This window comes from Brachybacterium sp. GU-2, from assembly GCF_030866705.2.
Classification (GTDB): Bacteria; Actinomycetota; Actinomycetes; order Actinomycetales; family Dermabacteraceae; genus Brachybacterium; species Brachybacterium conglomeratum.
In genome coordinates this window covers 1,109,318-1,136,184 of record NZ_CP133037.2, presented here as the reverse complement: position 1 = coordinate 1,136,184, position 26,867 = coordinate 1,109,318, and the positions used below count along the sequence as shown (strand labels likewise).

General features: G+C 70.6%; 21 protein-coding genes. 14 read left to right on the top strand and 7 right to left on the bottom strand.

From position 1 onward, the window contains the following. Window positions 1–19 precede the first annotated feature (19 nt). The gene (locus tag RBL05_RS05235) at window positions 20–922 is read left to right on the top strand and encodes an endonuclease/exonuclease/phosphatase family protein (protein ID WP_308740376.1); all 903 of its coding nucleotides are present in this window, start codon (window positions 20–22) and stop codon (window positions 920–922) included. 9 nt (window positions 923–931) lie between these two features. Further along, window positions 932–2,122: an acyl-CoA dehydrogenase family protein gene (locus RBL05_RS05230; protein ID WP_308740377.1), complete on the top strand. Its 1,191-nt coding sequence runs from the start codon at window positions 932–934 to the stop codon at window positions 2,120–2,122. Between the two features lie 52 nt (window positions 2,123–2,174). Here RBL05_RS05230 and RBL05_RS05225 read toward each other — a convergent pair whose 3' ends face one another. The 5 genes from RBL05_RS05225 to RBL05_RS05205 form a co-directional block, all read right to left on the bottom strand. Continuing rightward, entirely contained in the window at window positions 2,175–3,203 is a 1,029-nt protein-coding gene (locus RBL05_RS05225; RefSeq protein ID WP_308740378.1) for an ATP-dependent 6-phosphofructokinase, read from the bottom strand. A 226-nt stretch (window positions 3,204–3,429) separates the two neighbouring features. After that, complete coding sequence (locus RBL05_RS05220) at window positions 3,430–4,986, bottom strand: flotillin family protein (protein ID WP_308740379.1); 1,557 nt, start codon at window positions 4,984–4,986, stop codon at window positions 3,430–3,432. Window positions 4,987–5,094: 108 nt separating this feature from the next. Beyond that, complete coding sequence (locus RBL05_RS05215) at window positions 5,095–5,961, bottom strand: carbohydrate ABC transporter permease (RefSeq protein ID WP_308740380.1); 867 nt, start codon at window positions 5,959–5,961, stop codon at window positions 5,095–5,097. A 4-nt stretch (window positions 5,962–5,965) separates the two neighbouring features. Then, window positions 5,966–6,880, bottom strand: a complete 915-nt coding sequence (locus RBL05_RS05210; protein WP_308740381.1) for a carbohydrate ABC transporter permease — start codon at window positions 6,878–6,880, stop codon at window positions 5,966–5,968. Continuing rightward, a complete protein-coding gene (locus tag RBL05_RS05205; protein WP_308740382.1) occupies window positions 6,880–8,217 on the bottom strand; it encodes an ABC transporter substrate-binding protein in 1,338 nt (445 codons plus the stop codon). The genes RBL05_RS05210 and RBL05_RS05205 overlap by 1 nt, the downstream gene beginning before the upstream one ends. 297 nt (window positions 8,218–8,514) lie before the next feature. On the opposite strand from RBL05_RS05205, the gene RBL05_RS05200 reads away from it, so the two are divergent. Beyond that, window positions 8,515–9,918, top strand: a complete 1,404-nt coding sequence (locus RBL05_RS05200; protein ID WP_308740383.1) for an MFS transporter — start codon at window positions 8,515–8,517, stop codon at window positions 9,916–9,918. Between the two features lie 523 nt (window positions 9,919–10,441). Here RBL05_RS05200 and pgi read toward each other — a convergent pair. Next, complete coding sequence (gene pgi / locus RBL05_RS05195) at window positions 10,442–12,136, bottom strand: glucose-6-phosphate isomerase (protein WP_308740384.1); 1,695 nt, start codon at window positions 12,134–12,136, stop codon at window positions 10,442–10,444. 210 nt (window positions 12,137–12,346) lie between these two features. Between pgi and RBL05_RS05190 the strand changes: the two genes are divergently transcribed. From RBL05_RS05190 to RBL05_RS05160, 7 genes are all read left to right on the top strand, one after another. Beyond that, the gene (locus RBL05_RS05190) at window positions 12,347–13,999 is read left to right on the top strand and encodes a peptide ABC transporter substrate-binding protein (protein WP_308740385.1); all 1,653 of its coding nucleotides are present in this window, start codon (window positions 12,347–12,349) and stop codon (window positions 13,997–13,999) included. A gap of 122 nt (window positions 14,000–14,121) precedes the next feature. Continuing rightward, window positions 14,122–15,051: an ABC transporter permease gene (locus RBL05_RS05185; protein ID WP_308740386.1), complete on the top strand. Its 930-nt coding sequence runs from the start codon at window positions 14,122–14,124 to the stop codon at window positions 15,049–15,051. After that, a complete protein-coding gene (locus RBL05_RS05180) occupies window positions 15,041–15,997 on the top strand; it encodes an ABC transporter permease (RefSeq protein WP_308740387.1) in 957 nt (318 codons plus the stop codon). Before RBL05_RS05185 ends, RBL05_RS05180 begins: the two co-directional genes overlap by 11 nt. Next, the gene (locus RBL05_RS05175; RefSeq protein WP_308740388.1) at window positions 15,994–17,889 is read left to right on the top strand and encodes a dipeptide ABC transporter ATP-binding protein; all 1,896 of its coding nucleotides are present in this window, start codon (window positions 15,994–15,996) and stop codon (window positions 17,887–17,889) included. Before RBL05_RS05180 ends, RBL05_RS05175 begins: the two co-directional genes overlap by 4 nt. Window positions 17,890–18,178: 289 nt before the next feature. Then, window positions 18,179–20,101 (top strand): translational GTPase TypA, encoded by a 1,923-nt coding sequence (typA, locus tag RBL05_RS05170; RefSeq protein WP_308740389.1) that lies wholly within the window; start codon window positions 18,179–18,181, stop codon window positions 20,099–20,101. Window positions 20,102–20,105: 4 nt separating this feature from the next. Further along, entirely contained in the window at window positions 20,106–20,546 is a 441-nt protein-coding gene (locus RBL05_RS05165) for a hypothetical protein (RefSeq protein WP_308740390.1), read from the top strand. Window positions 20,547–20,550: 4 nt separating this feature from the next. Then, window positions 20,551–21,132, top strand: a complete 582-nt coding sequence (locus RBL05_RS05160) for a CDP-alcohol phosphatidyltransferase family protein (protein WP_308740391.1) — start codon at window positions 20,551–20,553, stop codon at window positions 21,130–21,132. Here the strand turns inward: RBL05_RS05160 and RBL05_RS05155 are convergent. Next, a complete protein-coding gene (locus RBL05_RS05155) occupies window positions 21,071–21,343 on the bottom strand; it encodes a hypothetical protein (RefSeq protein WP_010551453.1) in 273 nt (90 codons plus the stop codon). The genes RBL05_RS05160 and RBL05_RS05155 overlap by 62 nt on opposite strands. Window positions 21,344–21,499: 156 nt before the next feature. On the opposite strand from RBL05_RS05155, the gene fdxA reads away from it, so the two are divergent. The 4 genes from fdxA (at window position 21,500) to RBL05_RS05135 (ending at window position 26,834) form a co-directional block, all read left to right on the top strand. Further along, window positions 21,500–21,829, top strand: coding sequence for a ferredoxin (gene fdxA, locus RBL05_RS05150; RefSeq protein WP_010551454.1), 330 nt, complete (start codon window positions 21,500–21,502; stop codon window positions 21,827–21,829). 3 nt (window positions 21,830–21,832) lie between these two features. Next, window positions 21,833–23,008, top strand: coding sequence for a succinyldiaminopimelate transaminase (dapC, locus tag RBL05_RS05145; protein WP_308740392.1), 1,176 nt, complete (start codon window positions 21,833–21,835; stop codon window positions 23,006–23,008). Window positions 23,009–23,059: 51 nt separating this feature from the next. Continuing rightward, complete coding sequence (locus tag RBL05_RS05140) at window positions 23,060–24,415, top strand: citrate synthase (protein ID WP_082835302.1); 1,356 nt, start codon at window positions 23,060–23,062, stop codon at window positions 24,413–24,415. Between the two features lie 304 nt (window positions 24,416–24,719). Next, window positions 24,720–26,834: a pyruvate formate lyase family protein gene (locus RBL05_RS05135; protein ID WP_308740393.1), complete on the top strand. Its 2,115-nt coding sequence runs from the start codon at window positions 24,720–24,722 to the stop codon at window positions 26,832–26,834. Window positions 26,835–26,867: the final 33 nt, after the last annotated feature.

Below are 26,867 nucleotides of genomic sequence, written 5' to 3'. Positions count from 1 at the left end.
GCAGCGCGGAGGTGACGGCGTGAGCACGCCGCCCGTGCCGCGCGGCGGCGGGGACGGCCCGGGGCGGCCCGCGCCCTGGCGCATCGCGACCTTCAACATCCGCCACGGTCTGGGCCGCGACGGACGGGTGGACCTCGCCCGCACCGCCCGGACGATCGCCGCACTTCAGGTCGACGCGATCGGCCTGCAGGAGGTGGACGTCGCCTACGGGCCCCGCTCGGGGCACGAGGACCAGGCCTCCCGGCTCGCGGAGCTGCTGGGCTGGGAGGTCGCCTTCGGGGCGGCGCTCGACCTGCCGCCCCTCCGGCCCGACGGCCCGCGCCGCCGCTACGGGGTCGCGCTGCTCGCCCCGCATGCGCTCACGGGTCCCGTGATGCACGCCCTCCCCGCGCACCCGGGCGCTCCTGCGCGGCACGAGCCCCGCGGGGTGCTGCACGCGCAGGTGACGCGCGGCGGCGGCGATGTGCTCGACCTGTTGGTCACCCATCTGGACAACGACCTGCCCCAGCACCGCACCGCGGAGGTGCTCGGCATCCTCCGCCGCGCCGAGGGGATCACCGGACCGGCCGTGCTGCTCGGCGACCTCAACGCCGCCCCGCACCGCCCCGAGCTCGCACCGCTCGCCGCCGCCGGCTGGCGGGAGGCGGCCGACGCGCTGCGCGGACCCGGGCGCGGCCTGCGGGAACTGCCCGTGCTCTCCGCGCTGACGGGCTCCCCGGCGCGCCCGACCCACCCGGCGCGCGTCCCCGTGCGCCGCATCGACTCGCTGTGGGTGCGGGGCGCGGTGGAGGTGCTGGACCTCGCCACCGGTCCGCTCACCGACTCCGACCACCGCCCCGTTGTCGCGACGCTGCGCGCCCGGACCGCCCCGCACGAGCACGGACCCGGCCCGGAGCCCCGCACCGTGTGCGACCTGGACTAGCGTGGACCCATGAGCGTCATCGCCGAGGAGCTGCTGCCCGACTCCCTGCTCGCGACCTTCCGCGAGCGCGCGGTGGTCCACGACCGGGAGAACACCTTCCCCGAGCAGGACCTCGCCGACCTGCGCGAGCGCGGATACCTGCGCCTGCTGGTCCCTCGCGAGCTCGGCGGACTCGGCGGGAGCCTGCTGCAGGCCGCGCGCGTCCAGCGCCGCCTGGCCGGCGCCGCCCCCGCCACGGCGCTGTCGATGAACATGCACCTCGTCGTCACCGGCGCCGCGCTGCACGCCCACCGCCTCGGCGCGGAGCCCGTGCGCAGCATCCTCGAGGACGCCGCCGCGGAGAAGCTGTTCGCCTTCGGGATCTCCGAGGCGGGCAACGACGCGATGCTCTTCGACTCCGCCACCCGCGCCGTCCCCGACGGCGACGGCTTCCGCCTCACCGGCACCAAGATCTTCACCTCCCTCGCCCCCGTCTGGGACCGCCTGGTCGTGCACGGCCGGGTCGCCGTCGCGCGGGAGGACGACCCCCGGCTCGTGTTCGGGGTGATCGAGCGCGACGAGCACGTCGAGACCCTCGACGACTGGGACACCCACGGCATGCGCCCCTCCCAGTCCCGCACGACGCGTCTGGACGGCGCGGCCGTCACGCCGGAGCGGGTGCTGACCACCACGCCCGTCGGCCCGAACACCGACCCCTTCGTGATGGGGATCTTCGGCGCCTTCGAGCTGCTGATCGCCTCGGTGTACACCGGGGTCGCGCAGCGCGCCGTGGAGGTGGGCGGCTCGATCGCGACCACCCGCCGCAACGCCACCAAGGGCATCGTCCACGCCGACGACCCCGACATCCGGTGGCGCCTCGCCGACGCCGCGATCCGCCTCGACGGCGCGGTGCTGCAGGCCGAGAAGGTCCTCGCCGACCTCGACGCGCTCGGGACCGGGGAGAGCGGCCCGGGCACGAGCGACCACGGGCCGCGCTGGTTCCTGCACTTCTCCGGGGTGAAGTCCCGTGCCACCGAGGCCGCGATCGCCGCGGTCGACCAGGTGCTGCGTGCCAGCGGCGGCGCCCAGTACTTCCGCAGCAGCGAGCTCGAGCGCCTCTCCCGCGACGTGCGCGCCGGGCTCTTCCATCCCTCCGACGAGGAGTCCGTCCACGCCTCCTACGCCAAGGCGCTGCTGGGGGAGATCGGCTCCCCGCGCTGACGTCCTGACACACCGCCCGCCAGCACGGCGGCCGCGCCCGACGGGCGGCGGATCAGCCGAAGAGCACCTCGGCCTCGTGCCAGCGCGACTCCGGCACCGCCTTCAGGCTGTCGATCGCCTCGGTCAGCGGCACGTCCACGATGTCGGTGCCGCGCAGCGCGACCATCCGCCCGAAGCCGCTGCCGTGCACCAGGTCGACCGCCGCGGTGCCCAGGCGGGTGGCGAGCACCCGGTCGTAGCCGGTCGGCTCGCCACCGCGCTGGATGTGCCCCAGCACCGTCGCACGCGACTCGATGCCCAGACGCTCCTCGATCAGCGGCGCGAGCGCCGCGGCGACCCCGCCGAAGCGCGGCCGTCCGAACTCGTCGAGGTCGTAGTCCATGAAGCCCTCGGGCGCGTCGGAGGGCACGAACCCCTCGGCGACCACCACCAGCGGGGCGCGACCGCGGTCGTGGGCCGCCTTCACGTAGCCGCAGATCTCCTCGATGCTCAGTGGGAACTCGGGCAGGCAGATCACGTGCGCTCCGGCGGCCATCCCCGAGTGCAGCGCGATCCACCCCACCGAGCGGCCCATCACCTCCGCCACCATGCAGCGGTGGTGGGAGTCGCCGGTCATCCGCAGCCGGTCCAGCGACTCGGTCGCGATCTCGACCGCCGTGTGGAAGCCGAAGGTGTAGTCGGTCGCGTCGAGGTCGTTGTCGACCGTCTTGGGCACGCCGACCACCGGGATCCCCGCCTCGGACAGCCGGTTCGCGGTGAACAGCGTGCCGTCGCCGCCGATCGCGATGATCGCGTCGACCTCCTGCTCGTCCATGTGGCGCCGGACGATCTCGGCGCCGTCGGCCCCGTCGTGGAAGGGATTCGCGCGGGAGGTGCCCAGGATCGTGCCGCCGATCCGGCCGATGCCGCGCACGCGACGGCGGGGGAGGGTCATCCAGTCCCCCTCGATCACGCCGCGCCAGCCGTCCCGGTAGCCGATGAACTCGTCCTCGAAGAGGCGATCGCCCTTGATCACCGCTCCACGGATCACCGCGTTCAGGCCGGGGCAGTCGCCGCCGGAGGTCAGGATTCCGATCTTCATGACGGGCTGGCTCTCTTCTCTCGGGCGTCCGGGCGTCGGGGCGGAGCCGCTCCTCGGCGTGCTCCGCCTCCACTCTAGGCGGGCCGGGTAGCTTCTGGGCGGGTCCTCGGTCCCCGGATCGTCGCAGGTGAACGACGGATGGACGGTGTCCTGACGGGGGATGACGCAGCGGCGCCCCGCCTCCTCCGCAGAGGGGACGGGGCGCCGCAGATGCGGGGGAGAGGCGTCAGGCCTCGCCCTCCCCTTCGTCGGCGGTGGGGTCCGCGGCGGTGGAGAGGCCCTCGCCACGGGTCTGCTCGGACTGCTCGCGCACCGCGCGACCGCCCTCGGCGGCCCGCTGGAGCGTGTCCTGGAAGTCCACGCCGGTGGTGGACTTGACCATGTCGAGCACCTGGGCGAGGCCCACGGAGATGTTCTGCCCGATCTTCGCCTCGCCATCGGTGGAGAACACCGAGAGGTTGGAGATGTTCGAGTACGGGGAGGCGAGCTCGCCGGCGACCTCCGGCAGCACCTCGAGCACCTGGGCCAGGACCGCGGCGTCGTTGAACTGCTTGTACGCCTCGGCGCGGGCACGGGTGGTCTCCGCCTCGGCGTCGCCCTTGGCGCGGATCGCCGCGGCCTCGGCCTCGCCCTTGGCGCGCAGCGAGTCGGCCTCGGCCTGGCCCTCGAGCCGGACCGCCTCGGCGTCCTTCGAGCGGCGCTGCAGCTCGACCTCGGCCTCGGCCCGGCCGCGGGCCTCGATCGCGTGCGCCTCGGCGTCCGCGGTGACCTTGCGGGACTCGGCGCGGTTGCGCTCGTCGGTCAGCTGCGCCTCGGAGTCCGCGACGCGGGCGTACTTCTTGGAGTCCGCGTCCTGCTGCTCGGCGTAGCGCTTGGCCTCGGCCGGCTTGTGGACCTCGGCGATGAGCTGCTTCTCGCGCAGGTCGTTGTTGCGGACCGCAATGAGCTCTTCCTGCTCGATGATCCTCTGCTGCTGCGCGGCGCGGGCAAGGGGACCGGCGGCGTCGGCGACGGCCTGACGCGCATCGGTCTCCTCCTTGATCTCCGCGTTACGGAGGTCGAAGGCCTGCTTCGACTCCGCCTCCTGCTGGAGGTTGAGGTTCTTCGCCTGGGTCGACTCGCGGTTCGCGTCCGACTCGGCGATCGCGGCGCGCTTGGCGACCAGCGCCGCCTCGGGACGGCCCCAGTCACGCAGGTAGGAGCCGTCGTCCTCGATGGCCGAGATCTGGAAGGTGTCGATCACCAGGCCCTGGTTGTTCATCGAGTGCTCGGCCTCGGCCTGCACCTGCGAGGCGAAGGAGGCGCGGTCGCGGATGATCTGCTCCACCGTCAGCGTGCCGACGACGGCGCGCAGGGTGCCCGAGAGGATCTCCTGGGTGTAGTGGTCGATCTGCTGCTGCTGATCCAGGAAGCGCTGCGAGGCCTTGCGGACGTCCTCGATGTTGCCGCCCACCTTCACCTGCGCCACCCCGCGCAGACGGAGGAAGATGCCGTTCATCGAGTAGCCCTCGACCTCGACCGGGATCTGACGCGAGGACAGGCTGAGCACGAAGGCGCGGTCCACGATGGGACGCACGAGCGCACGGCCGCCGATCACGACCCGCGCGCTGCCCGACTCCAGGTCGATGTCCCCGGTGGGACTCTCCTTCGTGTTGCGGCCCGTGATGATCAGGGCCTCGTTCGGTGCGGCGATGCGGTAGCTGCGCAGCAGCACCAGCGGCAGGATGAGCAGGACGACCACCACGACGGCGACGCCGCCGACGATCGGTATCAAGGCTTCCATGGGTTCCCCTCGGTCAGTTCAGGCATGCCGACGATGATTCTTCCATCGACGGCCGCCGACCGGGAGGCCGATCTGCCACCGGAGACCCGCGCGTGACCGGCGGTGCGTTCACTTCATGCCGGTCGCGGCGATGCCCTGGACGATCTGGCGCTGGAACACCAAGAAGCAGATCAGGACCGGGACGAGCGAGACCACGGAGATCGCGAGCACCAGGTTGAAGGGCACGACCTCCTGGCTCGCGAAGCGCTGCAGCGCCACCGGCAGGGTGCGGGTGCGCTCGTTGGTGACCACCAGCGGCCAGAGGAAGTCGTTCCACCGCCACAGCACCGAGAAGATCGCCAGCACCGCGAGCGCGGGACGGCACAGCGGCAGCACCACCCGCCAGAAGATCCCGAACTCCCGCGCCCCATCCATGCGCGCGGAGTCGATCAGCTCGTCGGGGATGGTGAGCATGTACTGGCGCAGCAGGAACACCCCCGTCGGCGTCGCGATCGCCGGGAGGATCACGCCCCACAGCGAGTTCGTCAGGCCGAGCGCCGCGGTGACCTGGTAGACGGGGATCAGGATGACCTGCAACGGCACCATGATCGTGGCGAGCGTGACGAGGAACAGCACCTCCCGGCCGCGGAAGTTGTAGCGGGCCAGGGCGTAGGCCGCCATCGAGTTGATCGCGAGGGTCAGCAGCGTCGCGACCACCACGACGATCACCGAGTTGGTGAGATAGCGCAGCACGTCGAAGCCGGTCAGCGCCTCCACGTAGTTCTGCGGAATCCACTGCTCGGGAAGCAGCGTCGGCGGCCGACGGGACAGCTCGGTGGGGCTCTTGAAGGAGCCGAGCACCGTCCACACCAGCGGGATCAGCACCAGGAGGGCGAGGGCGGTGAGGTTCACGGTCCGCACCACGTCCCGTGGACGCACGCGGGTGCGGGAGGTCGAGGTCCAGGTGGTGGGTCTCTGCGAGGTCGAAAGGGTCATCGCGTCACACCGCCTCCGCGCGTCGGCCGACGAGCCAGTTCAGCAGCGTGAACGCCATGACGATCGCGAACAGCACCACCGAGCCGGCCGCCGCCATCCCGTACTGCATCTGGGGGCCGAAGGCGTTGTCGTAGACGTACTGCACCAGCAGCGTCGTCGCCCCCACCGGCCCTCCGCCGGTGAGGTTGTAGATGACGTCGAAGGACTGGAAGCCGTGGATCGTGGACAGGATCAGCACCACCATCGTAGTCGGGGCGAGCATCGGCAGGGTGATGTGCCGGAACTGGTGCAGCGGCGAGGCGCCGTCCAGGCTCGCCGCCTCATAGAGGTTCGGGTCGATCGACTGCAGCCCCGCCAGCAGGATCATCGTGTAGAAGCCGACGTTCACCCACAGGCTCACCGCCACCACGCTCACCATCGCGAGGGTCGGGTCCACCAGCCACGGCACGGCCGGGATCCCGAGCGCGCCGAGCGCGGCGTTGACCAGGCCGCCGTTGCGCTCGAGCAGCCACCGCCACACGATGCCGACGACCACCGGGCTCAGCAGCACCGGCAGGAAGAACACCGAGCGGAAGAAAGCTCTGCCCACCCGCTGCGCGTTCAGCTGCACGGAGAGCACCACCGAGATCGCGACCGACAGCGCCACGAAGGCGAGGACGAACACGAGCGTCGCCCCCATCGACTGGAAGAAGTCGTCGTCGGCGAAGATCCGCCGGTAGTTGCCGAGCCCGGCCCATTCGAAGGTGCGGCCGTTTCGGGAGCTGTACAGCGAGATGTTCAGGCCACTGAAGGCCGGGTAGATCGTGAACAGCCCGAAGATCACCATGTTCGGCAGCAGGAACAGGTAGGGCGCGGCGCGCAGGGACCACGGCACCCGTCGGCGACGACGGGTGCCGACGGGTGCGGTGGCGGAGCTCATCAGGCCTGCTCCACGATCGCGTCGATCGAGGCGCGCAGGTCCTCCATCGCGGTGGCGAGGTCCTTGTTCCCGGAGACGACCTCCGCGAACTCGGCCACGAACTCCTGCGCGGCGGCGTCGAAGTTCGCGTCGTAGCAGGCCGCGTACGCCTCGGTCGGGGTCTCGGCGAGGTCGTCGACGAAGATGCCCATCTCCTCGTTCCGCACCGGGTACTCGACCCCGGACTCGGTGAGGTCCGCGCGCGTGGGCATGAACGCGGAGGCGGAGATGAAGGACTTCTGAGACTCGGTCGAGTTCATGAACTCCAGGAAGGTCGCCGCGAGCTGGTTCTCGGGCCCCTCGGCGAAGCCGACCATGAACTTCCCGCCCGGGAAGCCGCCGCCCGCGACCTGCGTGGGGTTGGGCATCGTCGCCCAGCCGAACTCCGCGTCCTCGTCGAACTGCGCGACCTGCCAGTTGCCGGAGAGGTACACGGGCACCTGCTGGGCGAGGAACACCTCGTTGGCGCCCTGGTACTTCGTGCCCGAGTCGAGCCAGAAGTCTCTGGGGGAGGTGCCGGCCTCGATCATGTCCACCAGCGGCTGCAGCGCGGTGGCCGCGGCGGCCACGTCCAGGGAGCTGCTGCCGTCCTGGACCAGGTAGGTGCCGCCCTGGGACAGGATCGTGGAGAGCCGGTGGCCGGACTTGTCCATCGCGAAGGCGAACTCGGTGCCGGTGGCCTCCTGCACCTGGGCGGCGAGGTCCGCCATCTCCTCCCAGGTCCAGGACTCCGGCAGCACGACCCCGGCCTGCTCGAACAGGTCGGTGTTCACGAAGGGGCCGTTCTGGGTGAGGTCGGAGGCGATCGCATGGATCCTCCCGTCCGCGTCGGTCATCCCCACCTGCACTCCCTCGGTGAACTGCTCGAGGTAGTCGGCGCCGAGATAATCGTCCAGCAGCAGCAGGTCCCCGACGAAGGGCGCGGTCGCGGCGACGCGCGCGACGTCTGGCGCCTGCCCGCCGGACAGCCGTGCCTGGAGGGTGGTGGTGATGTCGGCGAAGGGCACGATCTCGAGCTCGACGGTGACGTCGTACTCCTGCTCGAAGGCGGCGATGAGGTCGCGGGTCGCCTGCTCGTCGGGACCGTCGGTGAAGTAGAGGTAGCTGAGGGACTTGCCGGCGAGAGCGGCGGTGTCCTGCTCGGCGACGGGCTCGCCCTCGCCACCGCCGTCACCGCCTCCGGAGCCCCCGGGGTTGCAGGCGGCGAGGGCGGTGGCGGCGATCGCCGCGGTCCCTCCGAGGGCGACCGTGCGGCGGGTGGGGTTGAGGCGCGAACGGGAGACGGTATGGCGTGACATGCGCGGTCCTCCTCGACAGCGATGCGGTCCCTCCGCGGAGGGCAGGGGACGCGACGGTGCGGCCCCTGCCCATATGGTCAGCGCAATTCCCCAGCAGGGGAGGGGCTCGCGGTGATTCGTCCGCATCGTTGCGGGACTGTGACCAGGTCCCGCGGGGGAAAGCGCTACCCCGTGAAACAGGGTGAACAGTTGGAGCCATTCGGGTGTACGTCAGGGGGTGCTCGCCGGCGCCGCCACGGTCTCAGGATCCGGCCCGAGGGTCCGCATGGTGGACCTCCGGGTCTAGTGTCGCCCGTCGTGAACACCGTCCCCGCTCCGACCTCCTCCACCGCCCCGCCGCCGGCTGCACCGGCCAACACCCGCGGCCGGGTCATCACGGCCTCGATGGTGGGCACCACCATCGAGTTCTTCGACTTCTACGCCTACGCGACCGCCGCCTCGCTCGTGTTCCCGGCCCTGTTCTTCCCCACGCAGACCCCGGCCAACCAGCTGCTGAGCTCCTTCGCGGTGTTCGGCGTCGCCTTCATCGCGAGGCCGCTGGGCTCGCTGATCTTCGGCCACTACGGCGACCGTGTGGGCCGCAAGGCCACGCTCGTGGCGAGCCTGCTGGTGATGGGCATCGCGACCTTCCTCATCGGCGTGCTGCCCACCGCCTCGACCCCGGGCTTCGCGTTCATCGCCCCCGCGATCCTGGTGCTGCTGCGCTTCTGCCAGGGCATCGGACTGGGCGGCGAGTGGTCCGGCGCCGCGCTGCTGGCGACCGAGAACGCCCCGCCCGTCAAGCGCGCCTTGTACGGCACCTTCCCACAGCTCGGCGCGCCCGTCGGCTTCATCCTCTCGAACCTGCTGTTCGTGCTGCTGAGCGTGCAGCTCACCCCGGAGCAGTTCATGGCCTGGGGCTGGCGCGTGCCCTTCCTGCTCTCCTCGGTCCTGGTGGTCGTGGGGCTGTGGGTGCGGCTGAAGCTCATGGAGTCCCCGGCCTTCCAGAAGGTGCTGGACGAGCAGCGGGTCGCCTCCGTGCCGATCGCGCGCGTGTTCCGCACCGCGTGGAAGCCGCTCGTGCTCGCGACCCTCGCGATGGTCGCCACCTACGTGCTCTTCTACCTCATGACCGCCTTCCTCATGGTGGTCGGCACCACCGCGGCCGACGAGGCCTCCGCCCGCGCCGCCGCGGAGACGGCCGGCAAGGACTTCAACGCCGCGACCTTCGTGCCCGGCCTCGGCTACGAGCGCACCGACTTCCTCACCATGCTCATCATCGGCGTGATCTTCTTCGGGATCTTCACCGTCGTCTCCGGTCCGCTCGCGGACCGGCTGGGGCGCAAGCGGCTCCTGCTCGCCGTGACCGCCGGGATCGGCGTGTTCGGGCTCGTCCTCGACCCGCTCATGCACGCCGGCACGGCCGGGGTGATGGCCGCGCTGATCCTCGGCTTCACCCTGATGGGCATGACGTTCGGGCCGATGGCCGCGTTCCTGCCGGAGATGTTCAAGGCCGACGTGCGCTACACCGGCAGCGCCGTCAGCTACAACATGGCCTCGGTCATCGGCGCGGCCCCGGCCCCTTACGCGATGATCGCGCTGTGGCAGGCGCAGGGCGGCTCGCTGCTGCTGGTGGGCGGCTATCTCGCCGTCGCCGCGGTCGTGACGATCCTCGCCCTCGTCCTCGGCGGCGAGACCAAGGACGTGGACTACCTGGCCTGATCGACGTGCTGTGAGGGACGAGCGGCAGGAGATCGGGCGGGAGGGTGCTGCCTGATCGACGTGCTGCGAGGGACGAGCGGCAGGAGATCGGGCGGGAGGGTGCTGCCTGATCGACGTGCTGCGAGGGACGAGCGGCAGGAGATCGGGCGGGAGGGTGCTGCCTGATCGACGTGCTGCGAGGGACGAGCGGCAGGAGATCGGGCGGGAGGGTGCTGCCTGATCGACGTGCTGCGAGGGACGAGCGGCAGGAGATCGGGCGGGAGGGTGCTGCCTGATCGACGTGCTGCGAGGGACGAGCGGCAGGAGATCGGGCGGGAGGGTGCTGCCTGATCGACGTGCTGCGAGGGACGAGCGGCAGGAGATCGGGCGGGAGGGTGCTGCCTGATCGACGTGCTGCGAGGGACGAGCGGCAGGAGATCGGGCACGACGGCGCTCGCCCGAGCCGGGGAGTGCGAGACGAGGGGCGGTCCCGATCGGGACCGCCCCTCGTCGATGCCGTCAACGGATGCGACGGCGAGGGCGATCAGCCCTCGCGGTGCTCGCGGTAGTAGCGGATCAGGCCCTCGGTCGAGGCGTCCTCCGCGGAGATCTTCTCCTCGTCGCCGGCGACGGCGCCGGCGAGGTCCTTCGCGAGCTGCTTGCCGAGCTCCACGCCCCACTGGTCGAAGGAGTTGATGCCCCACACGACGCCCTGCACGAAGGTGATGTGCTCGTACAGCGCGATCAGCTGGCCCAGCACCGACGGGGTCAGCTTCGGGGCCATGATCGAGGTGGTGGGCCGGTCTCCGGAGAACTCGCGGGCGGCGACGAGCGCGCCCTCGGTCCCTTCGGCGCGGACCTCCTCGGCGGTCTTGCCGAAGGCGAGCGCCTTGGTCTGGGCGAAGAAGTTCGCCAGGAACAGCTCGTGGACGTCCTGCTCCCCGTCGACCAGCGCGTGGTCCGGGGTGGCGAAGGCGATGAAGTCCGCGGGGATCACGCGGGTGCCCTGGTGGATCAGCTGGTAGAAGGCGTGCTGGCCGTTGGTGCCGGGCTCGCCCCAGAAGACCTCGCCGGTCTCGGTGGTCGCCAGCGAGCCGTCCCAGCGCACGCCCTTGCCGTTGGACTCCATGGTGAGCTGCTGGAGGTAGGCCGGGAAGCGGTGGAGGTACTGGGAGTAGGGAAGGACCGCGTGGGTCTCCGCCTCCAGGAAGTTCACATTCCAGATGTTCGTGAGGCCCATCAGCAGCGGCACGTTCTGCTCCGCGGGCGCGGTGGCGAAGTGCTCGTCCATCGCGTGGAAGCCGGTCAGGAACTCCTCGAACACGTCCGGGCCCAGCACGGTGGCGAGCACGGTGCCGATCGCGGAGTCGACGCTGTAGCGGCCGCCCACCCAGTTCCAGAAGCCGAAGGCGTTCCGGGGATCGATCCCGAACTCCTCGACCTTGTCCAGCGCGGTGGAGACGGCCACGAAGTGCTTCGCGACGGCCTCCTTCTCCTGCTCAGCGGTCAGGCCCGCGCTCTCGCGCAGCCCCTCCAGCAGCCAGCTGCGCACCAGGCGCGCGTTGGTGAGGGTCTCCAGGGTCGTGAAGGTCTTCGAGGCGACGATAACGAGCGTCGTCTCGGGGTCGAGGCCGCGCGTGGTCTCGTACGCGTCGGTGGGATCGATGTTGGAGAGGAAGCGGGCCTCGAGGCCGTCCTGGGCGAGGGGCTTCAGCGCCTCGTACACCATGACGGGGCCGAGGTCGCTGCCGCCGATGCCGATGTTCACGACGGTCTCGATGCGCTTGCCGGTCACGCCGGTCCACTCGCCGGAGCGGACCTTCTCGGCGAACCCGTAGACGCGGTGGAGCGTGCCGCGCACGTCCTCGTCGATGTTCTGCCCGTCCACGATCAGGGCGGGGGAGGAGCCGGCGGGGCGGCGCAGCGCGGTGTGCAGCACGGCGCGGTCCTCGGTGGTGTTGATGTGGGCGCCGGCGAACATCGCGTCGCGACGCTCCTCGACCCCGACCTCGCGGGCCAGCTTCAGCAGCAGGCGCATGGTCTCGGGGGTCAGAAGGTTCTTCGAGAGGTCGACGTGGAGGTCCGCGGCGTCGTGCGTGAACCGGGCGGCGCGCTCGGGATCCGCGGCGAACCATTCGCGCAGAGAGCCCTCGAGCGCGAGGTCGTGCGCCTCGAGCTCGGCCCAGGCCTCGGTCGTGGTGGGGTCGACAGGAGCGGTGGTGGGATCGAGAGAAGTCATATGGCCATTCAACACCCAGGCACGCTGGGAGGGGACTTCCTGCCACGGGTTCCGCCCCTGGTCCGTCCCGGGTTCGCTCATGGTTGAAAAATCGTCGAGACCGAAGCGTTACCGACAGATGGAATGCAGTTGACATCGGAGGGTGCACACTAGGTGCCGTACCGCACATCGATGGTGCGGTGCACGACCACGAGCCATCCAGGAGAACCCATGGCCATCTCGCGCCGATCCATGATGCTGGGCACCGCCGCCGGAGGCGCGGCAGCCCTCACCCTCGCCGCCTGCGGCGGTGACGACGGCGGAAGCGGCGGCGGCAACGATGCCGGCGGCGGCACCGGAGAGCCGATCTACGCGAACACCACCGAGCCCGAGAACCCCCTGCTGCCCGCCAACACCGGCGAGGTCGGCGGCGGCCGCATCATCACGATGATCTTCGCGGGGCTCGTGTACTACAAGGCCGACGGCAGCATCGAGAACGACATCGCGGAGTCGATCGAGTCCGAGGACAACCAGAACTGGACCATCAAGATCCGTTCGGGCCTGACCTACTCCGACGGCTCCACCCCGATCGTCGCGCAGGACTTCGTCGACGCCTGGAACTACGGCGCGAACGCCGCCAACGCCCAGATCGGCCAGTACTTCTTCGAGCCCTTCGAGGGCTACGAGGAGCTCTCCGCCGAGGACGTCGCCCCCGATGCGACCCTCTCCGGCCTCGAGGTCGTCGACGAGACCACCTTCACCGCGCGCCTGGTCTCCCCGCAGTCGGACTTCCCGACCCGTCTGGGCTACTCGGCCTACATGCCGATGCCGCCCTCGGCCTTCGACGACATGGAGGCCTACGGCGAGGCGCCGCTGGCGAACGGCCCCTACAAGCTCGAGACCTGGACCCACGACCAGGAGCTGGTGCTGGTCCCCAACGAGTCCTACGACGGCCCCCGCGCCCCGAAGAACTCCGGCATCACCTTCACGGTCTACCAGGACCCGGAGACGATGTACCTCGACCTGCAGTCGGACAACGTCGACGTCGTCGACCAGCTGCCCGGCTCGGCGCTCGCGACCTTCGAGGACGACCTCGGCGAGCGAGCAGTCAACGCCCCCGGCGCCGTGTTCCAGTCGATCACCCTGCCCGGCTACGACCCGAACTTCGAGGGCGAGGCCGGCGCGATCCGTCGCAAGGCGCTCTCCCGCGCGATCGACCGCCAGTCGATCTGCGACAACCTCTTCTTCGGCACCCGCACCCCCGCCACGGACTTCGTCTCCCCGGTGATCCCCGGCGGCGGCGCGACCGACATCCCCGGCTCCGAGGTGCTCGAGTTCGACGAGGCCGAGGCGAAGAAGCTGTGGGACGAGGCGGAGGCGATCACCCCGTTCAAGGGCCCGCTCACCCTCGCCTACAACGCCGACGGTCCGCACGCGGACTGGGTCGAGGCGGTCTGCAACTCGCTCGCGAACGTCCTCGGCATCGAGGCGAAGCCCACGCCGTTCCCGGCCTTCGGCGAGATGCGCGAGCAGATCCGCGCCCGTGACCTCCTGGGCACCTGGCGCTCCGGCTGGCAGGCGGACTACCCGTCGGCCTACAACTTCCTCGGCCCGCTCTACGGCTCCTCCGCGGCCGACGGCAACGGCTCCAACGACGGCGACTACAAGAACCCCGAGTTCGACCAGCTCCTGGCCGACGGCCTCGCCGCCGAGACCGAGGAGGACGCCATCAAGATCTGGAAGGAGGCGGAGGCCCTGCTCATGCGCGACCTCCCCGTCCTCCCGCTCTGGTACCAGAACACCATCGGCGGCTACTCGACGCTCGTCTCCGACGTGGAGTACGGCTGGGACACGGTGCCGCTGTACCACAACATCACCAAGTGATCTGCTGATCTCCCCGTGACAGCGGGAACCGGCTGCGTCCGGTTCCCGCTGTTCCACGCCCGGCGCCCGGCCGGGCCGTTCCACCGGGCCGCAAGGCCCCTCCTCCTTCGAAAGGGAACGACGTGCTCTGGTACATCGGGCGGCGACTGCTGCAGATGATCCCCGTCTTCCTCGGCGCCACCCTGATCGTCTACCTGCTGGCGTTCTACACCTCCGGCGACCCGATCCTCACCCTGGCCGGTGACAAGCCGATCTCCCCGGCGGTCGAGCAGCGGCTGCGCGAGCAGTACAACCTCGACCAGCCTGTCCTCGTGCAGTGGCTGCTCTACCTCAAGAGCGTGCTGACCTTCGACCTGGGCGTCGGCTTCAACGGGCGCCCCCTGTGGGACCAGATCGCCGCGGCCTTCCCGACCACGTTCCGCCTGGCGATCATCGCCGTCGTCGTCGAGACGGTCTTCGGCGTCGCCGCCGGCGTGATCTCGGGCCTGCGCAAGGGCAAGCTGATCGACACCACGCTGCTGATGCTCTCGCTGCTGCTGATCGCCACGCCCACCTTCGTGCTGGGCTTCCTGGCGCAGTTCGTGTTCGGCCTGCAGCTGGGGATCGCCCCGATCAACGTGGGTCGCGACCCGTCCTGGCAGAACCTGCTGCTGCCCGGCATCGTGCTCGGCGGCGTCTCCTTCGCCTACGTGCTGCGTCTGACCCGCACCTCGATCGCGGAGACGGCGGGCGCCGACCACGTGCGGACAGCGACCGCGAAGGGTCTCTCCCGCGGCGGCGTGGTCTCCAAGCACGTCCTGCGCAACTCCCTGATCCCCGTGGTCACCTTCATCGGCGCGGACCTGGGCGCCCTGATGGGCGGCGCGATCGTCACCGAGCGCGTCTTCAACGTTCCGGGCATCGGCACGCTGCTGTTCAGCTCGATCAACGCGGGCGAGGCCCCGATGATCGTGTCGCTGGTGACGCTGCTGGTGATCATCTTCCTGCTCTCCAACCTCGTCGTGGACCTGCTCTACGGCGTGCTCGACCCGAGGATCCGCTATGCGAAGTGATGCTCAGAACTCCCGCCGCCCCCGCACGGAGCACTGGGTCGCGCCGCTCGCGGAGACCCCGCTGCAGGAGGTCGACGCGGTCGACACGACCGGCACGCCGCGCTCGCTGTGGGCCGAGGCCGGGCGCAGCCTGATCCGCAACCCCGTGTTCGTGATCTCCGCGCTGCTGATCCTGTTCGTGCTCTTCGTCGCCGCCTTCCCGCAGGTGTTCACCTCGCAGGATCCGGGCTTCGGCGATCTCGGCCGCGCGAACCAGCCGCCCGGTCCCGAGCACCCCTTCGGCACCTCCCGCCAGGGCTACGACATCATGGCCCGCACCTTCTGGGGCGCCCGCACCTCGGTGATCATCGGCTTCTTCGCCATGATCGGCTCGACCCTCATCGGTGGCACGATCGGCGCGCTCGCCGGCTACATCGGCGGCTGGTTCGACGAGGTCATCTCCCGCGTCACCGACATCTTCTTCGCGGTGCCGATGATCCTCGGCGCGATCGTGGTCGCGACCCGCGTGGGCGAGATGAGCATGTGGACCGTGATCGTGGTGCTGAGCATCTTCGGCTGGACCAACGTCGCCCGCATCATGCGCGGTGCCGTGATCTCCACGAAGGGTCAGGACTACGTCACCTCCTCGGTCGCGCTCGGCGCCTCCAGCCCCTCCGTGCTGCTCAAGCACGTGATCCCCAATGCGATCGCCCCGGTGATCGTCACCGCGACCGTCAACCTCGGCGTGTTCATCGTCGCCGAGGCGACGCTGTCCTTCCTCGGCGTGGGCCTGCCCACCTCCGCCGTCTCCTGGGGCGGGGACATCTCCGACGCCCGCGACGCGCTGCGCACGCAGCCGTCGATGCTGTTCTACCCGTCCGTGGCGCTCGCGATCACCGTGCTGAGCTTCATCATGCTCGGCGACGCGGTGCGCGACGCGCTGGACCCGAAGGCGAGGAAGCGATGACCACGACCTCCGTGAACCCCACCCCGTCCGCCTCCTCGGCCGGCTCCGCGCAGCCGCTGCTGGAGATCAAGGACCTCGAGATCACGTTCACCACCTCGAACGGACCGGTCAAGGGCGTACGCAATGCGAACCTCGAGGTGTACCCCGGGGAGACCGTCGCGATCGTGGGGGAGTCCGGCTCGGGCAAGTCCACGACCGCCATGGCGATCGCGCACCTGCTGGCCGAGAACGGTTCCATCACCGGCGGACAGATCCTCTTCGAGGGCCGCGACATCACCCATGTCTCCGAGAAGGAGATCCGGGTGCTGCGCGGCGACCAGGTGGGCCTGGTCCCGCAGGACCCGATGAGCAACCTCAACCCGATGTGGAAGGTCGGCGCGCAGATCCGCGAGACCCTCGCCGCCAACGGCATCGCCAAGGGTGCCGAGGCGAGGAAGCGCACCGTCCAGCTGCTCGAGGAGGCGGGTCTCTCCGACGCGGAGCGCCGCGCCGAGCAGTTCCCGCACGAGTTCTCCGGCGGCATGAAGCAGCGCGCCCTGATCGCGATGGGCCTGGCCGCCCGGCCGAAGCTGCTGGTCGCCGATGAGCCGACCAGCGCCCTGGACGTCACCGTCCAGCAGCAGATCCTCGACCACCTCGACCACCTCACCGGTGAGCTCGGCGTGGCGGTGCTGCTGATCACCCACGACCTGGGTCTGGCCGCCGAGCGCGCCCAGCACCTGGTGGTGATGTACAAGGGCCAGGTCGTCGAGTCCGGTCCTGCGCTGCAGCTGCTGCAGGACCCGCAGCACCCGTACACCAAGCGGCTCATCAGCGCCGCGCCGTCGCTCGCCTCGCGGCGCCTGGTCTCCTCCACCCAGCGGGCGGAGATCCGGGAGCAGGCGCAGGAGAACGCGCCGGTGCACGCCGAGGACCGCCTCACCTCCCCGGCTCCGGTGTCCGACACGATGGCGCCCGAGTTCGGCTACGCCGAGCCGGACGCCGACGCGGTGATCGAGGTGCAGAGCCTGACGAAGTCCTTCCCGATCCGCGGGAAGGTGCCGTGGAGGTCGACCCCCTTCCTCGCGGTCGACGACGTCTCCTTCGCGCTGCGCCGCGGCACCACCACGGCGATCGTGGGGGAGTCCGGCTCGGGCAAGTCCACCGTCGCCCAGATGGTGCTGAAGCTGCTCGAGCCCACCTCGGGCCGGGTGCTCTTCGAGGGGGAGGACGTGGCGGACCTGCGGGGCGGCCGGCTGAAGGCGCTGCGCCGTCGCGTGCAGCCGATCTTCCAGAACCCCTACGGCACCCTCGACCCGATGTACTCGATCTTCCGCACGATCGAGGAGCCGATGCGCCTGCACGGCATCGGGGATCCGAAGAGCCGCGAGGCGAAGGTCCGCGACCTGCTGGACAAGGTCGCGCTCCCCGCGGCGATGATGCGTCGCTACCCCAACGAGCTCTCGGGCGGCCAGCGCCAGCGCGTCGCGATCGCCCGCGCGCTCGCGCTGGATCCCGAGGTCGTGATCTGCGACGAGGCCGTCTCGGCGCTGGACGTGCTGGTCCAGGCCCAGGTGCTCGAGCTGCTCAACGACCTGCAGGCCGAGCTGGGGCTGAGCTACCTGTTCATCACCCATGACCTCGCCGTGGTGCGGCAGATCGCGGATCACACCCTCGTGATGGAGAAGGGGAAGGTCGTCGAGCAGGGCACCACCGACGACGTCTTCCACGCTCCGCAGCAGGACTACACCAAGCGCCTGCTCGCCGCGATCCCTGGCGGCTCCATCCCGCTGGCGGGCTCGGAGACGATCGACGTCGAGGCCCCGGAGGGTTCTGCCGACGAGACCGGCGGCGAGGGCGACGGCGGGCCGGACGACATCATCGATCCCTTCGCCCAGGCCGGGCACGTCTGAGCCGGTGACCGGGGGCCGATGACGTCGGACCGATGACAGGGGCGAGGCCCGCGCGGAGAGGATCCGTGCGGGCCTCGCCCACGTCGATCCGAGAGGTGACGCCTCGGCTCGGCCCTCCCCGCCGCGCTCTTCGCCGGGAACAGCGCGTCGAAGCTCTCATCCCCGCACCCGTCGCGAAGCGCCCCGGCCCGATAGACTCGGCGCGGCCCTGGAGCGGGTCGCACCCGCCGTGCGACCGGGCGCTGCTCGGTCCACGCCCCGCCGCGCTATCTGAATCGAGCACCTGCGTATGACCATCCAGCACCGCACCGACCTGCGAAACGTCGCCATCGTCGCCCACGTGGACCACGGCAAGACCACCCTTGTCGACGCCATGCTCACCCAGGGCGGAGCCTTCGGCGAGCGTGACAAGCACGACGAGCGGGCGATGGACTCCGGCGAGCTCGAGCGCGAGAAGGGCATCACGATCCTCGCCAAGAACACGGCGATCCGCTACGTCGGCCCCTCGGCCGCGGCGGTCGGCGAGCCCGACGGCATCACCATCAACGTCATCGACACCCCCGGCCACGCCGACTTCGGCGGCGAGGTCGAGCGCGGCCTGTCGATGGTCGACGGCGTCGTGCTGCTGGTGGACTCCTCCGAGGGCCCGCTGCCGCAGACCCGCTTCGTGCTGCGCAAGGCGCTGGCCGCGAAGCTGCCCGTCATCCTCGTGGTCAACAAGGTCGACCGCCCCGACGCCCGCATCGACGAGGTCGTCGGCGAGGCCACCGACCTGCTGCTGGGCCTGGCCTCCGACCTCGCCGAGGAGGTCGACGACATCGACCTCGACGCGGTCCTCGACGTGCCGGTCGTCTACGCCTCCGGCAAGGCGGGCCGCGCCTCCACCACCCAGCCCGCCGACGGCACCCTCCCCGAGGAGGAGACCGTCGAGCCGCTGTTCAAGACCATCCTCGAGTCGATCCCGGCCCCGAGCTACGACGACGAGATGCCGCTGCAGGCCCACGTCACCAACCTCGACGCCTCCCCGTTCCTGGGCCGTCTCGCGCTGCTGCGCATCAAGAACGGCGAGCTCACCAAGGGCCAGCAGGTCGCCTGGTGCACCCAGGACGGCACCACGAAGACGGTGAAGATCACCGAGCTGCTGGAGACCAAGGGCCTCTCCCGCGAGCCGATGACCCGCGCCGCCCGCCCGGGCGACATCGTCGCCGTCGCCGGTATCCCGGAGATCATGATCGGCGAGACCCTCGCCGACGTGAACGACCCGCGCCCGCTGCCGCTGATCACCATCGACGACCCCGCGATCTCGATGACCATCGGCATCAACACCTCCCCGCTCGCGGGCAAGAACGGCAAGGGCCACAAGCTCACCGCCCGCCAGGTGAAGGACCGCCTGGACTCCGAGCTGGTCGGCAACGTGTCCCTGAAGGTGCTGCCCACCGAGCGCCCCGACGCCTGGGAGGTGCAGGGCCGCGGCGAGCTGGCCCTGTCGATCCTGGTCGAGCAGATGCGCCGCGAGGGCTTCGAGCTCACCGTCGGCAAGCCGAAGGTCCTCACCCGCGAGATCGACGGCAAGGTCCACGAGCCCGTCGAGCGGATGACCATCGACGTGCCCGACGAGTACCTCGGCACCGTCACCCAGCTGATGGCCTCGCGCAAGGGCCGCATGGAGACCATGAGCAACCACGGCTCCGGCTGGGTGCGCATGGAGTTCATCGTCCCCGCCCGCGGGCTGATCGGGTTCCGCACCCGGTTCATGACCGAGACCCGCGGCAACGGCATCGCCTCCTCCTACGCCGACGGATTCGAGCCGTGGATGGGCGAGATCGAGTTCCGCGCGACCGGCTCGCTGGTCGCCGACCGCCCCGGGAACGTCACGCCCTTCGCGATGATCAACCTGCAGGAGCGCGGCTCCTTCTTCGTCGAGCCGACCTCGGAGGTGTACGCCGGTCAGGTCGTGGGGGAGAACTCCCGCAACGAGGACATGGACGTGAACATCACCAAGGAGAAGAAGCTGACGAACATGCGCGCCGCGTCGTCGGACTCCTTCGAGAACCTGGTGCCGCCGCGGAAGCTGACCCTCGAGGAGTCCCTCGAGTTCACCGGCGAGGACGAGTGCGTCGAGGTGACCCCGGAGATCGTGCGCATCCGCAAGGTGATCCTGGACGCGAACGAGCGCCGTCGCGCCCAGTCCAAGGCGAAGTCCGGGAAGTGACGCGGTGACCAGCACGCAGCAGAGGCCGACGACGGTCGACACGACCTCCCTCGCCGCCCGGCTCGGCCAGGCCGCGATGGCGATCGTGCTCGCGATCGTCTCGGTGCTGCTGCTGGTCACCACCCACCGTGTCGAGCTGACCGTGCTCGGCGCCGACCTCCCGGCCGGGCTCCTGTTAGGCGCCGCCTTCCAGGCCGTGGTGTGCCTGTTCCTGTGGTCCGCGACGGGGACCCGCTTCCCGCTCCTGGTGCTCGGCTCGCTGTGGGGGCTGCTGGCCGGGCCCTTCCTCGGCGAGGGCGCGGGCGGGGGAGTGCTCATGCCCGCCGTGATCGCGGAGCAGACGCAGTACTCCGGCTGGATCGTGCAGGGGATCGGGATCCTGATCCCCTTCGCCCTCGCCCTGGTGATCACGGTGGCGGCCCGCGGCCGGTCCCGGGCTCGCTGAGGCCATGAGCGCCGCCGACCGCCCCGACTGGGCGACGATCCCGAACCTCGTCACCCTCGTCCGCCTCGCGCTGCTGCTGCCGGTGTGCCTGCGCCTGGCGGACGGGCCGGACACCCTCGGCGTGGTGCTGCTGCTCGTCTGGGCCTCGACCGACTGGATCGACGGGATGCTCGCCCGCGCCCTGGACCAGACCAGCCGCACCGGCCAGATCATGGACCCGATCGCGGACCGGCTGGGCCTCGTCGCGATCGTGCTGACCCTGGCCCTCGCCGACCTGCTGCCCTGGGCGGCGCTCGCCGTGATCGTCGTCGTCGACGCGGCGATGGCCCTCCTCGCCACGCGGGCCGCGCTCGGCGGGCGGATCTCCGTCTCCTGGCTCGGCAAGATCCGCACCTTCGTGCTGATGGCCTCGGTGTTCCTGCTGGTCGCCGTCGCCGCGTGGGCGCCCTCGCTGGTGCCGATCGCGCAGGCGCTGGTGTGGGTCGGGGCCGTGCTGCACGTCGGCTCCGGCGTGGACTACATCGTCAGGGCGCGGCGGGCCCCTGCCGCCGCACCGGCGGAGGGGGGACCTCCTTCGCGGCGATGACCAGGGCCCGCGGCACGCGCACCTCGCCGCGCCGCGTCATCACCTGGACCACCGCGTCGTCGACCAGCGTGATCGTGCCCAGCGCATCGGTCATCGACTCGCCGTGCGGGGAGCGCTCGCGGTCGATCGCATAGCGCAGCACCACCCGTCGCCCCTCGGCGAGGAAGGGCGCCCAGCCGGCGCGGACCCGGTGACCCTCGTGCATCGTCATCCGGGCAGGCTATCCCCGTGCCCGTCGATCCGGCGCGGGGGCCGCCGCAGGCAGGTGTGCATCCTGTCACCTCCTGCTCCGGCACGTCCCGGCGGCGCTCCCGGGCGGGGCCGGGATGAGATGATGGAGAGCGCCCCGGACGGAAGGAAGCCGCACATGACGTACGTCATCGCCCTGCCCTGCGTCGACGTGAAGGATCGTGCCTGCGTCGACGAGTGCCCCGTGGACTGCATCTACGAGGGCAACCGGATGCTGTACATCCAGCCCGACGAGTGCGTGGACTGCGGCGCGTGCGAGCCCGTCTGCCCCGTCGAGGCGATTTTCTACGAGGACGACACCCCCGACGAGTGGGCCGACTACTACAAGGCCAACGTCGAGTTCTTCGACGAGCTCGGCGCACCGGGCGGCGCCGCGAAGATGGGCGTGATCGACAAGGACCACCCCCTCGTCGAGGCCCTGCCCCCGCAAGAGAACCCTCTGGCCTGAGCCGTGGCGCCGACGCACTCCGCCGCCCGCCCCGCCGCACGCGAGGGCCTCGCCGCCCGCCTGCCCGCCTTCCCCTGGGATGCGATCGTGCCCGCCCGTGAGCGGGCCGCGCAGCACCCCGACGGGCTCGTCGACCTCTCCGTCGGCACCCCCGTGGACCCGACGCCCGCCACCGTGCAGCAGGCGCTGGCCGACGCGGCCGACAGCCCCGGCTACCCGACCACGGTCGGCACCCCCGCCCTGCGCGAGGCACTGGTGGACTTCGTCCGCCGCCACCGTGCGGCCCCCGCCGCGCTGGGGGTCGACGCGGTGCTGCCCACCGTCGGCTCGAAGGAGCTCGTCGCGCACCTGCCCTTCCAGCTGGGCCTCGGCGCGGGCGACGCGATCGCCTTCCCGCACATCGCCTACCCGACCTACGACATGGGCGCCCGCTTCGTCGGCGCGAGGCCGCTGCCGGTGGACATGGCGCGCCTGGCCGCCGAGGGCGACGCCGCGCTTCCGGACCCGTCCGCCGCGAGCAGTATCCGGCTGCTGTGGCTGAACTCCCCCTCGAACCCGACCGGCGAGGTGCTGGCGGCCTCCCAGCTCGCCGCGCTGCTGGCCTGGGCGCGCGAGCGCGGGATCGTCGTCGCCTCCGACGAGTGCTACGCGCTGCTGCCCTGGACCGTGGACGAGGTCCCCTCGATCCTGGACCGGCGGGTGAACGGCGGCTCCCTCGAGGGTCTGCTGTGCGTGTACTCGCTGTCCAAGCAGTCGAACCTCGCCGGCTACCGCGCGGCCTTCGTCGCCGGGGACCCGTCGCTCGTGGCCGAGCTCGTCGCGGTGCGCAAGCAGGCCGGGATGATGCTGCCCGGCCCCGTCCAGGCCGCCTTCGCCGCAGCGCTCGCCGATGACGCCGCCCCCGCCGCGCAGCGGGAGGTCTATCGGGCCCGCCGCGCGCAGCTCGCCCCCGCGCTCGAGTCCGCGGGCGGGACGATCCACGGCTCGCAGGCGGGCCTGTACCTGTGGACCACCTTCGACGAGGACTCGATGGCCACGGTCGACCGCCTCGCAGACCTCGGTGTGCTGGTCGCACCAGGGATGTTCTATGGTGAGGGGGGAGCGCGGTTCGTGCGCATCGCCCTCACCGCGACCGACGAGCGGATCGCCGCCGCCGCCCAGCGCCTCGAGCGCTCCTGACACCTCCGGCCCCGCGCCGGGACCGATCCGACCACGCACAACGGAGAGCCCATGGATCACGCCACGACGTCTGCCCACCTCACCCTCGGGGAGAAGTCCCTCGACCTTCCGGTCGTCCCTGCCGTGGAGGGCAACTCCGGCATCACGATCGGTCCGCTCCGCAAGGAGACCGGCCAGGTCACCTACGACCCCGGCTTCATGAACACCGCGAACGCGAAGTCCTCGATCACCTACATCGACGGCGACGAGGGCATCCTGCGCTACCGCGGCTACCCCATCGAGCAGCTCGCGGAGAAGTCCAGCTACCTCGAGGTCGCTTACCTCCTGATCAACGGCGAGCTGCCCACCAAGGGCCAGCTCGACAACTTCGAGGCCCAGGTCGAGCGCCGCACCCTGCTCGACGAGCGCTTCAAGCACCTCTTCGACGGCTACCCGCGCGACGCCCACCCGATGGCGGTGCTGCAGGCCGGGGTGTCGGGTCTGTCGACCTTCTACCAGGACTCCCTGGACCCCTTCGACGAGGAGCAGGTGCGGATCTCCTCCGTGCGCCTGCTGGCGAAGATGCCGACGATGGCCGCCTACGCGCACCGCATCGCGCAGGGCCACGCGCTGCTCTACCCCGACAACCGCCTCTCCCTCATCGAGAACTTCCTGCGCCTGACCTTCGGCTTCCCGGTCGAGGAGTTCATCGCGGACCCGGTGATCGTGCGCGCGATGGAGCAGCTGCTGATCCTCCACGCCGACCACGAGCAGAACTGCTCCACCTCCGCGGTGCGCCTGGTCGGCTCCGCGCAGGCGAACCTGTTCACCTCGATCTCCGCCGGCATCGGCGCCCTCTCCGGCCCCGCCCACGGCGGCGCGAACGCCGCCGTGATGGAGATGCTCGACGAGATCCAGGCCCGCGACATGGATCCCCGCGACTTCATGGAGAAGGTGAAGAACAAGGAGGACGGGATCCGCCTGATGGGCTTCGGCCACCGGGTGTACAAGAACTACGATCCCCGCGCCCGCATCGTCAAGAAGATCGCCGACGACGTCCTCGAGCGCCTCGGCGTGCAGGACGAGCGGCTCGAGCTCGCGATGAAGCTCGAGGAGATCGCGCTGAAGGACGACTACTTCGTCGAGCGCAAGCTCTACCCGAACGTCGACTTCTACACCGGCATCATCTACAAGGCCATCGGCTTCCCCACCGAGATGTTCACGGTGCTGTTCGCCATCGGCCGCCTCCCGGGCTGGATCGCCCAGTGGCAGGAGATGATCCACGACCCGGAGACGAAGATCGGCCGCCCGCGCCAGATCTACACCGGCGAGGCCGAGCGCCCGTACACCGCGATGCAGGAACGCACCGGCACCAGCGAGCTGCGCCTCGCGGATCTGAAGGCGGAGATGGACAAGCAGCGCAGCTGAGCGCTCCGGCGGCCCGTCGGCACCGTCCTGAGGACCCGCGAGGGCCCGTGCGATCACCGATCGTGCGGGCCCTCCGTCGTGCCCGGCGGGGGCCGTGCCAGGCGCAGCCCCGGCGCGCCCCTCGGGCCCTCCGTCGCACCCGGCAGGCCCTTGGTCCCGGCGGCGATGGACCGACGTCCAGCGGCGGGCCGGCTCGGATCGTGCGGGGACCTTCGACCCCGGTCGACGGCGTCGCCGGTACCTAGCGTGGAGTCATCCACGAAGGGCCCCGCACCGCGGGTCCGCGCCGCGAACAGGAGCCGCCATGAGCACCGCGACCACCGACCGTCCCGCCGCCGAGACCGCCCCGGGCGACGCCTGGGCAGGGTTCGCCCCCGGCCCGTGGCAGGAGACGATCGACGTGCGCGACTTCATCCTGCGCAACTACACCCCCTACTCGGGCGACGCCTCCTTCCTTGCCGGCCCCACCGAGAAGACCCTCCGGCTCTGGGACCACCTCGAGCGCACCTACCTCTCGGAGGAGCGCAGGCGGCGCGTCTACGACGTCGACACCGAGACCCCCGCCGACATCGACGCCTTCCCCGCCGGGTACATCAGCGAGGACGACGACGTGATCGTCGGCCTCCAGACCGACGTGCCGCTCAAGCGCGCCATGATGCCCAGCGGCGGCTGGCGCATGGTCGAGACCGCGATCCGGGAGGCGGGCAAGGAGCCCGATCCGCGGATCAAGGAGATCTTCACCAAGCACCGCAAGACCCACAACGACGGCGTCTTCGACATCTACACCCCGCGGATCCGCGCCGCCCGCTCCAGCCACATCATCACCGGCCTGCCCGACGCGTACGGCCGCGGCCGCATCATCGGCGACTACCGCCGCCTCGCCCTCTACGGCGCGGACTTCCTGATCGCCGAGAAGAAGGCCGCGAAGGACGCCGTCGCGGGTCACGGCTTCTCGGAGCACTGGGCCCGCTACCGCGAGGAGCACGCCGAGCAGATCAAGGCGCTGGCGAAGCTCGTGCGGCTCGGCGAGACCTACGGGCTGGACCTGCGCCGCCCGGCGGCGACCGCCCAGGAGGCCGTGCAGTGGACCTACATGGCCTATCTCGCCTCGGTGAAGAGCCAGGACGGGGCCGCGATGTCCATCGGCCGCCTTTCGGGCTTCCTGGACGTGTACATCCAGCGGGACCTCGCCGCCGGCACCCTCACCGAGTCCGAGGCGCAGGAGATCATCGACGCGCTCGTGATCAAGCTGCGCATCGTCCGCTTCCTGCGCACCGTCGACTACGACCAGATCTTCTCCGGCGACCCCTACTGGGCCACCTGGTCCGATGCCGGCTTCGCCGAGGACGGCCGGCCACTGGTGACGAAGACGTCCTTCCGTCTGCTGCAGACCCTGCGGAACCTCGGCCCCGCCCCGGAGCCGAACATCACGATCTTCTGGGACCCGTCCCTGCCCGAGGGCTACAAGGAGTTCTGCTCCGCGATCTCGATCGAGACCTCCTCGATCCAGTACGAGTCCGACGAGCAGATCCGTGAGCGCTGGGGCGACGACGCCGCGATCGCCTGCTGCGTCTCCCCGATGCGGGTGGGCAAGCAGATGCAGTTCTTCGGCGCCCGAGTCAACGCCGGCAAGGCGCTGCTGTACGCGATCAACGGCGGCCGCGACGAGGTCACCGGGAAGCAGGTCACCGAGCCCGGGCTGCACACCCCGATCACGGGCGAGGGCCCGCTGGACTTCGACGAGGTCTGGCAGCGCTACGAGGAGATGCTCGACTGGGTGGTGGGCACCTACGTCGAGGCGCTGAACATCATCCACTACAGCCACGACCGCTACGCCTACGAGTCGATCGAGATGGCGCTGCACGACAGCGAGATCGTGCGCACCATGGGCTGCGGCATCGCGGGCCTGTCGATCGTCGCGGACTCCCTCTCCGCGATCCGCTACGCCACGGTGACCCCGGTGCGGGACGAGACCGGCCTGGTCGTCGACTACGTGACCGAGGGGGAGTTCCCCCGCTACGGGAACGACGACGACCGCGCCGACGACATCGCGGCGACGATCGTGCACACCGTGATGCAGAAGATCAGGGCGATCCCGATGTACCGCGACGCGATCCCGACCCAGTCGGTCCTGACGATCACCTCGAACGTCGTCTACGGCAAGGCGACTGGCTCCTTCCCCTCCGGGCACCGGGCCGGCACCCCCTTCTCCCCGGGCGCGAACCCGGAGAACGGCGCCGACACCCACGGCATGGTCGCCTCCATGCTCTCGGTCGGCAAGCTCGACTACGAGGACGCCCTGGACGGCATCTCGCTGACCAACACGATCACCCCGCAGGGGCTCGGCCGCACCAAGGACGAGCAGGTGACGAACCTGGTCGGGATCCTCGACGCCGGCTTCATGATCGACGACGAGTGAGCCTCGCACCGGCCGGCCGACGCGCCCCGTCGG